Annotated in this window: 15 protein-coding genes and 1 tRNA gene; 9 read left to right on the forward strand and 7 right to left on the reverse strand. The window is 44.7% G+C overall.

What is annotated here, in order from left to right; all coding sequences use genetic code 11:
* The first annotated feature begins 270 nt into the window (after positions 1 to 270).
* Together RH949_RS16095 and RH949_RS16100 are read left to right on the forward strand one after the other, a co-directional pair.
* The gene (locus tag RH949_RS16095) at positions 271 to 588 is read left to right on the forward strand and encodes a hypothetical protein (RefSeq protein ID WP_446354479.1); all 318 of its coding nucleotides are present in this window, start codon (positions 271 to 273) and stop codon (positions 586 to 588) included.
* Complete coding sequence (locus tag RH949_RS16100) at positions 585 to 974, forward strand: aspartyl protease (RefSeq protein WP_446354481.1); 390 nt, start codon at positions 585 to 587, stop codon at positions 972 to 974. Before RH949_RS16095 ends, RH949_RS16100 begins: the two co-directional genes overlap by 4 nt.
* A gap of 43 nt (positions 975 to 1,017) precedes the next feature.
* On the opposite strand, the gene RH949_RS16105 is transcribed toward RH949_RS16100, so the two are convergent.
* The 3 genes from RH949_RS16105 to RH949_RS16115 all read right to left on the reverse strand — a co-directional run bounded on the left by RH949_RS16105 (position 1,018) and on the right by RH949_RS16115 (position 4,109).
* Positions 1,018 to 2,772, reverse strand: coding sequence for an NACHT domain-containing protein (locus RH949_RS16105; RefSeq protein WP_446354483.1), 1,755 nt, complete (start codon positions 2,770 to 2,772; stop codon positions 1,018 to 1,020).
* Positions 2,773 to 2,991: 219 nt separating this feature from the next.
* Entirely contained in the window at positions 2,992 to 3,840 is an 849-nt protein-coding gene (locus RH949_RS16110) for an esterase/lipase family protein (protein WP_446354485.1), read from the reverse strand.
* 56 nt (positions 3,841 to 3,896) lie between these two features.
* Positions 3,897 to 4,109, reverse strand: a complete 213-nt coding sequence (locus RH949_RS16115) for a DNA-binding domain-containing protein (protein ID WP_446354487.1) — start codon at positions 4,107 to 4,109, stop codon at positions 3,897 to 3,899.
* Positions 4,110 to 4,456: 347 nt separating this feature from the next.
* On the opposite strand from RH949_RS16115, the gene RH949_RS16120 reads away from it, so the two are divergent.
* The 3 genes from RH949_RS16120 (at position 4,457) to RH949_RS16130 (ending at position 6,094) form a co-directional block, all read left to right on the forward strand.
* Entirely contained in the window at positions 4,457 to 5,080 is a 624-nt protein-coding gene (locus RH949_RS16120) for a type I restriction endonuclease subunit R (protein ID WP_446354489.1), read from the forward strand.
* Positions 5,081 to 5,100: 20 nt separating this feature from the next.
* A complete protein-coding gene (locus RH949_RS16125) occupies positions 5,101 to 5,703 on the forward strand; it encodes a sugar O-acetyltransferase (protein WP_446354491.1) in 603 nt (200 codons plus the stop codon).
* 217 nt (positions 5,704 to 5,920) lie between these two features.
* A complete protein-coding gene (locus tag RH949_RS16130) occupies positions 5,921 to 6,094 on the forward strand; it encodes a hypothetical protein (protein ID WP_446354493.1) in 174 nt (57 codons plus the stop codon).
* Positions 6,095 to 6,799: 705 nt separating this feature from the next.
* On the opposite strand, the gene RH949_RS16135 is transcribed toward RH949_RS16130, so the two are convergent.
* Complete coding sequence (locus RH949_RS16135) at positions 6,800 to 7,765, reverse strand: protochlorophyllide reductase (RefSeq protein ID WP_446354495.1); 966 nt, start codon at positions 7,763 to 7,765, stop codon at positions 6,800 to 6,802.
* Between the two features lie 355 nt (positions 7,766 to 8,120).
* On the opposite strand from RH949_RS16135, the gene RH949_RS16140 reads away from it, so the two are divergent.
* Positions 8,121 to 8,309 carry a hypothetical protein gene (locus tag RH949_RS16140; RefSeq protein ID WP_006105633.1) on the forward strand — a complete coding sequence of 63 codons (189 nt, stop codon included), beginning with the start codon at positions 8,121 to 8,123 and terminating at the stop codon, positions 8,307 to 8,309.
* A gap of 365 nt (positions 8,310 to 8,674) precedes the next feature.
* Here the strand turns inward: RH949_RS16140 and egtC are convergent, their stop codons facing one another.
* Positions 8,675 to 9,463, reverse strand: coding sequence for an ergothioneine biosynthesis protein EgtC (egtC, locus tag RH949_RS16145; RefSeq protein ID WP_446354498.1), 789 nt, complete (start codon positions 9,461 to 9,463; stop codon positions 8,675 to 8,677).
* A 266-nt stretch (positions 9,464 to 9,729) separates the two neighbouring features.
* Here egtC and RH949_RS16150 point away from each other — a divergent pair, with 266 nt between their 5' ends.
* Positions 9,730 to 10,371 carry an ABC transporter permease gene (locus RH949_RS16150; RefSeq protein ID WP_446354500.1) on the forward strand — a complete coding sequence of 214 codons (642 nt, stop codon included), beginning with the start codon at positions 9,730 to 9,732 and terminating at the stop codon, positions 10,369 to 10,371.
* A gap of 215 nt (positions 10,372 to 10,586) precedes the next feature.
* Here the strand turns inward: RH949_RS16150 and RH949_RS16155 are convergent, their stop codons facing one another.
* Both RH949_RS16155 and RH949_RS16160 read right to left on the reverse strand, forming a co-directional pair.
* Positions 10,587 to 11,201: a Uma2 family endonuclease gene (locus tag RH949_RS16155; RefSeq protein WP_006105649.1), complete on the reverse strand. Its 615-nt coding sequence runs from the start codon at positions 11,199 to 11,201 to the stop codon at positions 10,587 to 10,589.
* Positions 11,202 to 11,210: 9 nt separating this feature from the next.
* Positions 11,211 to 11,855 carry an ABC transporter permease gene (locus tag RH949_RS16160; RefSeq protein WP_006105685.1) on the reverse strand — a complete coding sequence of 215 codons (645 nt, stop codon included), beginning with the start codon at positions 11,853 to 11,855 and terminating at the stop codon, positions 11,211 to 11,213.
* A 372-nt stretch (positions 11,856 to 12,227) separates the two neighbouring features.
* Here RH949_RS16160 and RH949_RS16165 point away from each other — a divergent pair, with 372 nt between their 5' ends.
* Complete coding sequence (locus tag RH949_RS16165) at positions 12,228 to 12,923, forward strand: HAD-IA family hydrolase (RefSeq protein WP_006105655.1); 696 nt, start codon at positions 12,228 to 12,230, stop codon at positions 12,921 to 12,923.
* A gap of 399 nt (positions 12,924 to 13,322) precedes the next feature.
* A tRNA-Asn gene (locus RH949_RS16170) sits at positions 13,323 to 13,394 on the forward strand.
* Positions 13,395 to 13,552: the final 158 nt, after the last annotated feature.

The following is a 13,552-nucleotide window of genomic DNA, read 5'->3' on the forward strand; positions in this document are numbered from 1 at the left end:
GATGACAGAGGATACTTCGTTTTTGTTGCACGGGAGAAGGGGGATCGGATGCTCTTGCTCCCCTCTCCCCGGCGTGGGAGAGGGGCTGGGGGTGAGGGGTTGAGCTTAAGTTGACACCAATGGGCATTGCCGTGCCCCTACTATAAATGGCGTTTGTGCGTAATATCATGTCCGTCGAAATAACCATAATTAACGCACTACAAGAATTTTGTCATTATTGACATGAAGGTTTGAATACCAAACAGTTCATTCAACTGGACATAAAATAATATGACCCAGCAGCAAACCCAGCGCCCCTTACGTCGGGGTCGAATATTTCCTCAACATACAATACCGCCGCAAGAACTAGCAAGACGGAAAGCGGAACGAAACGCACGATATCAACGTTGTTTCCCGGTGTTTGAACGAGTCCGGGATGAGTTAATTAGTGACTACTATAACTGGTTTATACTAATTGAGCCAAATAGTGGGAACTATTTTATTGATCCCGATGAAGATAAGGCGGTGGAAAAGGCGCGTCAAAAGTATCCGACTGGCTGGTTAATGACATTCCGAATTAATCAGACAGGAGCCTGCGGCATGATATGATTTCTGGCAGATTTGGCAGTATGGGTGAGCTTTTTTTTGAGATTGATTTGATTACAGCCGAGGGTGAAGCGTCTCAAGTTGATGCGTTGTTGGATACGGGATTTACGACAGGTTGGTTAGCCGTTAATAGTCAAGATATCGATGGATTGGGGTGGCTGGTGATTGAACGAAATCGAGCTATGCGGACAGCACAAGGACAGGATGTGTTTGATTTGTATGAGGGAACGGTGAGTCTTGATGGGGTTGAGTTCAGGATTCCTGTTCATGTTGGGGAAGAAATTCCTGATGTTTTGCTGGGGTTACAGTGGCTGGGAAGGATGCGGTTAGTCGTAGATGCGCCAGTGGGAGTGTTGACGTTGGAGCATCGGGGGAGTAATGGTAGTTAGGGTGATGTTGGGTATTGGTTTGTAAGCTTTATTCGGTGGGGGTTTAGCGTTCAAGTTCCATCTGGGCGAAGTGTTCCATCAGCATTCGGTGGATGAAAATGTAGCCACCACCTACTTTTTGGAGGAATATGCGTTCTGTTGCGTAGTCAAGGAAGCGGGCGTAGTTCCAGGGGATGTAACCATCACGATAAAGGATGAGGCGCAAGGTTAAGTGTTGAATGCAGGCTTTACCACCTGCAAGAATCAGCGTAATCAGCCCTCCAAACAGCCCTCCAATCAGCCCTCCAATCAGCCCTCCAATCAGCCCAAAAATCAGCCCTCCAATCAGCCCTCCAATCAGCCCAAAAATCAGCCCCGAACTCAGCCCAAAAAGCAGCCCCAAACTCAGCAAACTGATTAATCCAATAATCCCAGCATTTTGGGCTGTTTTATAAATACCTTGGTTGGGAATCGTTTTTGTCGCTATTGCTGAACCTTTTATTCCAAAATGCAGCCCATACAACAGCCCAGAAAGCAGTCCTCCAAACAGCCCAATAATCGGTCCAAAACTCAGCCCAATAATCGGTTCAAAAAGCAGCCCTAAACTCAGCCCTCCAAGCAGCCCTCCAACCAGCCATGCAACCAGCCCAAAAACCAGCCCTTCTTTCAGTATTTTTTTTACTTCTTTTCCAGACCAATTCAGTGTTTCAAATCTTTGTATTTTTGCATTGTCCAATATAGAGGTAATTCCACAAACCAGCCCTCCAAACAGCCCTCCAACCAGCCCAAAAACCAGCCCCCCTCTCAGCCCTACAATCCGCCCAAAAACCAGCCCATAAATCAGCCCACCACTAAGCCCAAAAAGCAGAACAAAACTCAGTCCAAAACTCAGTTCAATGATTAAGAAAATGCCAAGTATATAAAATAGTTTTTTTCTTTTAGTTGTTAACCGTGTAGGTTGCATTTCCTCAATTAAAAATACGGTTTGCGACTCCTGAACTAATGTTTGAGCTAGCCAAGTCAGCCAACGTATAGATTGAGCTGGCGAGTATCGTTGTTCAACCTTGAGGCGAGTATGACGATTAAACATTCGCTCAATGTAGGCGTCAAATAGCTTCTTGCGCTGCTCTTCCACAACTTCACTTTTCGGCAACTCTTCAACGGCTACTCCCTCATAAGCTAGAACCATAATATTGAGCATTAATGGTGACTTCGCTAACTCCTGCAACGCCCTATCCTCTTCAATTAATGCTCTTAACCCCGTCAAATCAGCCTTTATATTGTCCAAGTAGTGAACCACTTGTTCTTGAGTGAGTGACTTTAAATAAATTGCACTTTGAAAGTTGAGACGGTTAGAGAGGGCTGAGTAGTCTTTAATCCGACTACAAACGACCATCTCTGGAGCATAATTTTGATTAAAATTATTCAAAGCTGCAACACAACTGTCCCGCCGTTCTGCGTTTACCTCATCCAAGCCATCCAGCAGCGGCAGCAGTTCCTGTTTTTCCACCCAGTCTTGCCCAATTTGCTTAGGTACTTGATACTTGCTGTTGAGTTCTGCCACTAGCCAATCTGCAATCGTCTGCTTTTTGCCCGCCCAAGACGACAGGTTAAATACGACAGGAATGCGGTAATCTAGACCCTGTTCGGAGCGGTTAAGCAAATCACGGGTTAGTTCCAGTAAGCTGGTGGTTTTCCCCGACCCCGGTTCCCCTAGAATCAACAGTGTTCGTCCTTCACCCAACTGGTCAAAGATAGAAATAACTTTAGTTCCTTTGGGTAAAGATTTTTGTGTCGCCTCAGTCGTTTCTAATTCCATGTTCCAGGGAGAAACGACAGCATCAGCGTGTTCCTCCAATCCCAACTCAATCAACACCTGGTTGTAGAGGGTTTTTTCCAGAACACCTTTGACCCAAAAATTGTTGACTTTCTTAAGTAACGCCTGACGATTGCGATACTCTTGTCGAGTTAGGGACGATTTTAGTTCATTATTACCAGGCGGATTTAACTTTACCCGTTCCAATTCGGGCGACTTCAGTCAAGGTGGCGATTCTTGAGACTGTCTCTCAATCGGAATCGCGTCTCCTTGTTTTTCCTTCTGGGTTATTGGCGGTAATGGCGTAGCTAAGTTCTTATCGATAAATCGCTTCACCTGGCGGTAAATCTGACTCTTCCTACTCGCCACCTTACAGATAGAAATATGGTCAAAATCCATCGGTACAGGAATCACACCCTTAATCCCCGGATCAGCACTGGTTTGATTCACCACTAAAATCCCTTTGGTGGGTCGCGTTTCGCAGTACACTAACATCGGGATTTGGCTAAACTGGTCATCATTGCGGTATAAAAGATTCAATTCTCGTAACCGCGAATGATGCGCCTCCAACTCCTCAACGGAGACAGTGGTTTGCAGAATCCCACCAATATGCTTAATCCAACTCGCCATATCTGCACCAGAATGCGGCGTAGACAGGAATACAATCCCTCTTGTCTGGGATGCGATCGCACTCCACTTGCCAAAGTCTCTCGCATTCCGCAGCATCTGCTTTACCAGCAATCCCCCCATGCTATGAGTGATGAAAATAATCGGGCGATCGCCTATCTCATAACTATCCAACAGATCTAAACTATTCGTAGCTCGATCTGACAATGGCATAGAATTTCCTTTCCAGCGAAAAGGTTCCACCTCATACCCCAATGACCAAATTCCCACATCGGGTAAATCTTCCCCCAACCAGGCGCACCAAAAATTATCATCATCCTGCTTTTCCTGGGGGTGCCAAGTTCCCCGCGCTGTACCCCCCAATCCGTGGACAAAAATTACATCCCCCCGGCGGGATGAGTTGTTACACCCAGAGATTTCGATTAAATCATTGAAGTTACTCACCAGCTATCCCATTGTTCTGTAGAGGACAAAATTAGGTCACATCAAACGGTTTTGGCTTACTTTTCCTTAACCAATCCCTCCAACACCATCATCTTCGCCTCCAGAGACGCCACCCGTTCATTCAGGGGAATCTCTTCACTACACCCCATGTAAGACGCCAACGCATTAATCACCACCTCCGTCTTTGACAACCCCGTGCGTTCAATATAGTCAGTCAGACGTTGGTTAAGATGGGTAGGGATACGGATACCGAGTTGGACTGAGTTCATCGGGAAAACACCGAAAAGATATCCTAATCTAGCCAATGCCTAGCGGAATTTGACAAGAGTCTCGTATCAAATCTTAAACGTTTCACCCCAACCCCTTCCCAATCAAAGCATCGTACCCGTTAAGCCATTCCGCCGCAAGCCTTATCCTGTAGAGGATATAGGATTCAGAATCCGAGTTTTCAGTTAGCACCAACCCTCGTAGGGGCTTGGTTCCCAAGCCCTATCCCAGAAAATCAGGATTCAGCGCCCCGATTCGGCTTACAGGTTAACAATCACCCCTAAAATAAAAGAACGCCCAGGCGTCGCCAACTCCCCAGAGAAATCGCCCCTTATCTCAAATCTATGCCATGCCCCAAGTTATTGGTGTTACCAAAGCAATTACAAACTTAAACCAGGCGCATCAAACCTTTCAATTGCAGCCGACAACCAACCCCACCTTCTTCCCCGAATGGCTAGAACCATTGCCAGAACTCAGTCTAGGGGAAATTGAAACGTGCGATCGCCTACGAACTCGTTATCGTTACTATCAAGCCGAAGGTGCGATTACCGAAAGTACCGTAAATCTGATTATAATTGCTCCCATTCTAGAATTATTAGGCTTGTACGATCCCCCCTATCTCATCAAAGGAGAGAAATACATCAAAATTGAAATCGAAGACAAAGACCAAATCCTAGAGGGACTCATCGATATTTTAGTCATGCAGGATAGACTATGGCTCATCCTTTTAGAAACCAAACGCTATGGTTTTAGTGTGATGCAGGCTTTACCCCAAACCCTCGCCTACATGATGTCTAACCCGACAACAGAGAATCCCGCTTATGGTTTAATCACCACCGGAGAAGATTACCTTTTTGTTAAACTAGACTCTCAGCAAAAAGAATATGATTTATCCGATAAATTTACCCTTTCAACTCGCCGTGAGAACCAACTGCATCGGGTGATTCAAATTTTAAAACGATTCGTAGAGTAGAAGGCAACTGTTAGTTTCTGATGAGTGAAAAACAGAAGATGTTAGCGGGAGAGCTATATCTAGCATCTGACCCTGAATTAAAAGCATTACACAATCAAGCCTGTCATCTCACGCGCTTGTACAACGCGACAACCGAAGACGAAATAGAAACGCGATCGCACCTTTTACAAGACTTATTTGGCAAGCTGGGATCTAATCCTCAAATTAGTCCTCCCTTTTACTGTGATTATGGCAGTAATATCTATGTTGGCGATAATCTCTATCTGAATTATGGCTGTGTAATTCTCGACTGTAATACAGTTCACTTAGGCGATAACCTGTTGTGTGGTCCCTATGTCCAGATTTATACCGCCTATCATCCCACTGATCCCGCCCAAAGATTAACGGGACGCGAACTCGCTGCACCGATTAAAATTGGCAATAATGTCTGGATTGGTGGCGGTGCAATTATTGGTCCAGGTGTCACCATTGGTGATCACACAACCATTGGTGCGGGTAGCGTTGTGACTAAAAATATTCCCGCCAATGTTATCGCCGTAGGAAACCCCTGTCGGGTTATTCGCTCGGCGAATCCAACTCAACCTCCCATCCTGGACATTTATAGCAACCGCCATAGCGGTTAGGACACATCATTTATGTAGGGTCTGCTGAATAAGTATTTGAGTAGGGAGTAGGAGTTCAGGAGTTCAGGAGTTCAGGAGTTTAGGAGGAAAGAACAAAACGGTAGTGCGAGCGTCTCGCTCGCTATGATGCTAGGTTTTTCACAAATCCTATCTTATTTTCTTGCACTCCCTCAGCCGGAAAACTCCTGAGGGTCCTTTAAATATAAGGGTTTTCGACTTGTGCAGCAAGCCCTATGTAGAGACGCGCCATGGCGCGTCTGGAACAATGGTGCCGAAAGTCCTAATCGATGTGTCTACTGCTATAACCAAAAAAAGGCGATCGCCCTCTCTTGTTGAAAGAGAATTAAAAGCGATCGCGCATTCTTATCTATCAGTGGCGTTGATTAAATAAAGACCCTTATCAAACACGTCACCTGAATTTGAAAATGCACCCTAACATCCATCTGCTATCACTAAAGTTTCACTTACCAGTAACTGTTCGCGTAGAGCCATCTTGTTCAACGAATTGCTCCACTCAAACAGATTTTGCCGTTCTACAAAACTTTGTCTAGATTAAAAACACAAAGCTTGAACAACCTAACGGCTTGTTGGGTAAATGCGCCCTATCTAAATATCGTCAACATCAATCGTTCACAGCAATGGGATTTTCTTCTAGCTGTGAGAGTAAATTCCCTTGCTGTAATACATCTAAGTCACCTTCTTTAGAAGGAATATTCACTATGGTAGAAAAGGATACAATAATTGTCAACGATTTCGTAATACACTGTATTATTTATGCGATTAAGTCGTCAGGACATGGACAAAGCCACAGGAAACGGGGAATAGAGAACAGTCAGAAGTTGACACTTGTTAATATTTCTTAATATTTTATGTCCAAAGACTAACCAATTTTTTCCAAAATTATAGTCGGGGCAATTTATGAATCACCCCGACTCATTATGTGGTTGGGAGGAACGGTAACACCTAAGCTATTTGGTATTTCAACCTGTCAATAATGGTGAAATCCTTGTCGGGTGTTTAGCGAAGCCATGCCGCAGGCTTTGCATCTTGCTCGCAACCCATTCCCACTTGAAATGGGTGACAGCTTAGTCTCCGATCAAGCAACTCCCACTAACTTGGCGCTTAACTCCCACATCCGTTCCCCTTTTTGATCATCACGGGCTTGGGGAGAAACCTTCTGCACAAAGGACTTGCCATCTTTCTTCTGTCGGTTCCCCCAACTCCAATAGACACCAGATTGGCTATATTCAGGATCGGCAACGACAGCAGCAACCCGTTCACCTGACAACTCCTGGGACACATACCCACCCGTGATGTGTTTCTGGAACAAGGGAAAGATTTTCTGAAACAAGGGATAGTGATTGCGGAACAGGGGTGTATCAGCCACACATCCTGGATACAGGGAACTGAAGACGATACCGGTTGACTCGTGATAGCGCCGATGCAGTTCTCGCATGGTCAGAACGTTACAGACTTTGCTGTCTTTGTAGGCTTTGACGGGTTCAAACTTTTTGCCGTCAATCATCGAGTGAGGCTCCTTGAATCCCGCTTCAAACCCCTTGAGTTGCCCTAAATCTGGACGCGGTGGAATCTTCCCACCCAATTCATCGGGATTGTGAGTCACCGTTCCTAAAATAACCAGCCGGGGAGACTCAGCCGAGGAATGTTTCAAATCCTCTAGCATCAGATTGCACAAGAGAAAATGTCCCAGGTGATTTGTGGCAACGCTCAACTCATAACCTTCTGGCGATCGCAGAGGTTCCTTGAGTAAGGGCATATAGATGGCTGCGTTGCACACCAAGGCATCTAAGGATTTGCCGCTTTCCCGGAATTTAGCTACAAACTGGCGCACACTCTCTAAGCTACCCAAGTCGATATGCATAATCGTGTAGCTGTCCTCCGGCATACCCACCTCTTGGGCAGCGTTTTGGGCTTTCTCTAAATTCCGACAAGCCATCACGACATGCCAGTTTCCCCGTTGCGCCAAGGCTTTGGCAGCATATAAACCCACCCCTGACGAGGCACCCGTAATTACAACCGTTGATTTCTGATGTTGTTCCATTTGATTCAAAACTCCGTTAACCGCCGTTAACTGCTTTCTAGGATCTCATCCCACTGATCTACCGATTTTACAGTTGAGGAGATCCAGTTGATCAAAAAAGTTTCCGATGGATTGGGTAAAGAGGCAGAGGTAAAATTTGTGACCTCGCTCACCAAAGGGATTCTGTCTAGTCACGCTGACGTTGCATTGAAATTACTTATCCAGACCATACAGTATCACCCCTCTTCTCGCCAATCATCACCTGGGTTGTGTTACCCAATGCCTAGATCTTTTCTTTACAATTCAATATATTTGTTAAAGGAAGTTTAGAAAATCAGTGACTTCTAGTTAATTAATAATTATCGGAAGATTAATAATGACTTATTACCAACTCTCTCATAACCAATCTCAGCACGGAGATAAATTGTCGTTAAAATTACGGTACAAAATGTTCAACTCAAAAACTGAGGATAAGTTTGAGGCGTGGATTACCCAAATAGAAGACGACTGGAACGATGAAATCGCTGCCTGTCTTCAGGGTCAATTTCCCGATTGGCGTGGCTAATCAGGAGTTGTCTTCGGCAGGGTATGAATGAATAAACCTAGGGTATGAGGCGATAAGTGCAGGTATATAGAATGCTAGAATCCTTCCAGATAACGGGATTCCGCAATACTGTTAAAAGATAGTTAAGCCTGAAAAAAATACCCTGGACTTATCTCAAACTAATCTTAAGAGCTAAGCTATAGAACTCAACCTATGCCTATTCGACTTAGTTAGACATCTAAGAAAACCCGAGCGTGAGAGAGCGCTGGGTTGAGAAAAATGAGATGGTAGGTATTTATTAGAATAACACAAACTTCAACGGCATTGAGATTGCGGTGCATCGGCATCCTCTGGAATGGGTCAAGTTCCATGACATTATCCGTTCTTTAGAATTGATTGATGCAAACTTCCAAATCCTCTTTAACCACCAGCAGGCTATTGGTTGGGCAACTGTGCCAATTCCCCGCAAACAAGGGTTCAGAGGCAACCAGGACAGCGTTAGGGTAATTAGGATCATCCCGTAACCAGTATAGGGTGGGCGCACTACTACCCGATGCGTAGCGACTAGCAACCAGGCTATGCCCATCGCTGAGAATTATATTGGCAGAAAAGTTGACTTGATAGGATTGGGCTAATTGGATTAACTGGCTCAAGGTTTGCGACAAGGCTGTCTCTAAGGAAGCATCGGCAACCGTTTGCACTTCATTGACAAGGAGGGCAAAAATATGCTCAGAATCGGTTGTACCGTGGATTGACTGGTAAATTTCATCACTCAGGCGATCGCGAATCGGTCGATAGAGCGTCTGGCGGAACCGTTCGATAAAACCATTGTGAATGAATAAAATGCGATCGCGACGAAAGGGTTGACAGTTTCCCATGTCTAAAGCTTGACCGGGCGTCGCACTCCGAACATACGCCAGTACACAGTCAGATTCCACATAACGGCTCAATTCCGGTAGATTAATATCATTCCAGATGGGTAGCGTATTTTTGTAGGTAAATGGATTAACATCCTGGGTTGAGTGATACCAACCAATGCCCAATCCATCCGCATTAACCACACCCGATGTCATCTCCTGTGGCAAGTAACTCTGGACAACCAGAGAACGTTCAGGTTTATACAATAGCTGATCAAGTTGGAGAGGGGAACCTAGGTAGCCCAGTAATCGGCACATGCTTATCTTCCATTGAATCCAATTGCATTTTAGGCTGAAATGATAGCTTTAGTGTCAATTTTTAATTGAATGGTTAGGCGACATCCTGGCAAACTTCCCTAACAAGTAAGTCTGGACAAGGAGCGCAACTCTAGCTACTGGATGCTTTCCCGAATTATTGGAGTTGAAATAACCATGAAAAAACCGATAATCACGTTAATGTTCCCTATTTCCTGATTTCCTGTTACCTAATCTCCACCATCCACTTTAATTTTGTCTGACTCCTGATGAACTATATTATTAGAAATCCTGAAGATATTATTCAATTACTGCTCGAACATCTCCAGATGACGAGTTTAGCCGTACTAATTGCGGTGGCGATCGCGCTTCCCTTATCAGTACTGATCACGCGCTACCGTTGGCTGAATATCCCCATTTTAGGAATTCTGGGTATCCTCTACACCATACCCAGTTTGGCGCTAATTATTCTGCTTGTGCCACTTTTGGGCTTAAATCGCCAATCAGTCGTGGTGGCAATGATTCTCTATACCCAGGTGATTCTAGTCCGTAATTTTTTAGTCGCCTTACAATCGATTGATCCGAAAATTTTAGAAGCCGCACGCGGGATGGGGATGAATGCTTGGCAACGTTGGTGGTGGGTACAAATTCCCCTAATTTTACCCATTGGTATTGCTGGAATCCGTTTGGCAACAATTGTCGCGATCGCGATCTCTACAATTGGTGCTAAATTTGGGGCGGGAGGATTGGGGGTACTCCTCTTTGATGGGGTGTCTCAGAGTCGCTACGATAAGATTTGGGCGGGGGCAATTACCGTGGCGATTTTGGCGTTTGCTTTAAATGGTATTTTGCTAGGATTACAGTGGCTATCGAATCCGCAACGAAAAATCAAGCTGATGAGTGAGGGTTGATTGGGAGAGGAGATTTGTAAAAGAGTTGGATCAGGTGTTGTTGCATCTTAATGAGGTGACTGCCTTTTGTTGTTCAGACTCTATGAAATCGAGGGAGTAATTTGTTCTAAAACAAAATCTAAAGAAAAATCAGGTTGTGTCGGTAAACGAAAAAATACTGGTACTATCGCTTTAAGCTATCATGCATTTAAATGCATAACAGCTTAATACCATTTTCAATCCCACAATCGACGCAGATTCACAACAAAACCCGGTAACACGTCTTCACCGGACAACTCAGCCGGATTCTCCAACACCTCCACATCCTGACCCGCTCGATAAATCTCCACCCGTCGCTGCTGCGGATCGATTAACCATCCCAATATAGCGCCATTGTCGATATATTCCCTCATTTTATCTTGCACAGACTTGAGGGTATCTGAACTAGAGCGTAACTCAACCACAAAATCCGGGCAGATATGAGCAAAGGTTCCTCTTTGTTCCGGAGTAAGCGCCTGCCAACGTTCCCGACTCACCCAAGAGGCATCAGGAGAGCGAGTTGCACCATTGGGTAAAATAAAGCCAGTTGAGGAGTCAAAGGCTTCACCCAAATCCTCATTTTCTTCGTACCAGCGATCAAGTTGTCCGGTGAGGCTACGGTTGCGTCTTCCAGTTTCCCAGCCTGTTGGTGGGTTCACAATTAACTCTCCTTTTGCACTTCTTTCCAGTCTCAAGTCGCGATTGGCTGCGACTATAGCAGCAAACTGTTCCTGGGTGACGTATAACCCAATCGCCTTGGGTAATTCAATCGATAGGGTTTCAGTGTCTCGACTAGCAGGTGTCTGTACCATCTTTATCTCTTACGCGCTATGTGAGGATGTCAATCGTTGTAAAGCAGTCAAACTCACCTCCGCCACTAATGCCAAAATTGCCACAGGAATAGCACCCACCAATAAAATACTTTGATCATAAAGGGCAAACCCCAACACAATAAAACTGCCCAATCCCCCTGCGCCAATAAAAGCAGCCAGAGTCGCGCTGGCAATCACCTCGACTGTCGCGGTTTTAATCCCAGCAATAATTACGGGTAAGACTAACGGGATTTCGATTTGTTGCAGAATTTGCCGGGGGGACATCCCCATCCCTTTGGCGGCTTCGATGATAGTGGGTTCAATATTGCGAAAGGCGACATCTGTGCTGATCAAAATCGGTGGTAGTGCTAAAAGTGTCAACGCTACCGCCGCCGATTTGAAACTTAGCCCTAAATAGGGAATGGCAACGAATAAAATCGCTAAACTGGGAATGACTCGTAAGCCATTGACGGTATTAATCAAGACAGTTGAGGCAGTTCGCGATCGCGCACTCAGCAGCCCTAACGGTAAACCCAGCACCAAGCTGATTGTCAGTGGTACGAGTACCAATAACAGATGTTGCCCTAGGGCTTCCCTAAAGTTGTCTGGATGACTAGCAATATAATTTAGGACTTCAGTAAATTTCTGAAACATTTGAGTTTTTCAGCCATTAACGTTTATCATACAGTCATTCTGCCCATGCCAGTGGCTGTAGTGATCAGGCTATCTGCCCCAGCCTTTATCCCTACAACCCGGATTTTACTTGGTTTTCATGCTTTCATGTCAAGTTTTTTATCTTTCCCTACACTAAGCTGTCATGCATTTAAATTGGGTATTAGTAGCGAGCAAGATGCAAAGCCTGCGGCATGGCTTCGCTAAACGCACTACAAGGATTGCGCCATTGCCCTTATTGATATTAAGGTTTAAATACCGAACAGCTTATAGATCCTACGCTTACGGAATTCGGAAAAATCTTGGACAAGAAACTGAGATGTTCCGACGTTGGTGTTTTAGCAGGATGTCTAGATGAATTTTGAGGCATCTGTTGACATTTCGGTTATTGTCAATTGTCGGAGCCAACTCATGAGTATAAAAGTCATTGTTTTTGATTTTGATGGCACTTTAGCGGATACTTTCAACGCAATCGTCCGGATCGCGAATCGTTTAGCGGACGACTTTGGATATAAACCGTTAATGCCATCAGATATTGAGAGAGTTAGAAATTTAAGCGCTCGCCAGATTATTAAAGAATCAGGAGTTCCATTATTCAAGATTCCTTTTTTGCTGAAGCGGATTCAATCAGAATTGCATCAGGATATTGAATTTCTAAAGCCTGTTGCTGGAATCCCTGATTTGTTAAAAGAGTTGAAAAATAAAGAACAAATTATCGGTATCTTAACTTCAAATAGCGAAGACAATGTTAGAAAATTCTTAAATATACATGGGTTAGACTGTTTTTTTAGTTTTATTTGTTCAGAACCTTCAATCTTTGGTAAATCACGCGCTTTAATAAACTTGATCGACCATCACTCCATTCAATCTAAGTCTCTTATGTATATAGGAGATGAAACGCGAGATATCTCCGCCGCCAAGAAGATCAACATAAAGGTGATAGCCGTAACTTGGGGATTTAATTCGTTCAGTGTATTAAACCAATACAATCCTGATTTTTTAGTTGACCATCCTGGTGATGTATTGAACATTATCGCACAATTAGATTAAGCACCATTGTAGAGACGCGCCATGGCGCGTCTCTACATAAATGATGTGTCCTAACAGCCATGGCGGTTGCTATATCACTAAGCCCCTATTATCCGCTTCCCTATTGCCTCTCCCCACCACAAGACTCCCTACAGATCAAAACAGGGGGAGTTGATCTCGATTGAGTATAGATCCGCGATCGCGCTGCTTGACGCATCGGCAATGAAGGCAAGAAACAGTATTAGCTAAAATGCTTTAACAAAAGGGGTTTCAGCCTTTTTTATGCCGAAAAATTACAGGTAGGGCTGGAAAACCGAAGGCGTAACAGCGGATGCTCTAAAAAAAATTTTGCCAGAGGACTTGCCAAATCATCCCTTTACTGAGTAAGATAAGTAATCGTGGCAAGCGTTGAAGTCATGATCCTCAGTAGCTCAGTGGTAGAGCGGTCGGCTGTTAACCGATTGGTCGCTGGTTCGAATCCGGCCTGGGGAGTTAAAAAATAACTTATTGTAGGGCTTACTGCACAACCCGGAAACCCTGATCCATCAATACTTTGAGGCGTATGGACAGTGGATAAAGTGCCAGGAAATGGGGTAGCATCCTTCCTAAGTATGGCATCACCTTGCTCAGGGAAAATGTACCCTTGCTCC

This window comes from Coleofasciculus sp. A1-SPW-01, assembly GCF_040217205.1.
In the GTDB taxonomy this organism is placed as follows: domain Bacteria; phylum Cyanobacteriota; class Cyanobacteriia; order Cyanobacteriales; family Coleofasciculaceae; genus Coleofasciculus; species Coleofasciculus chthonoplastes_A.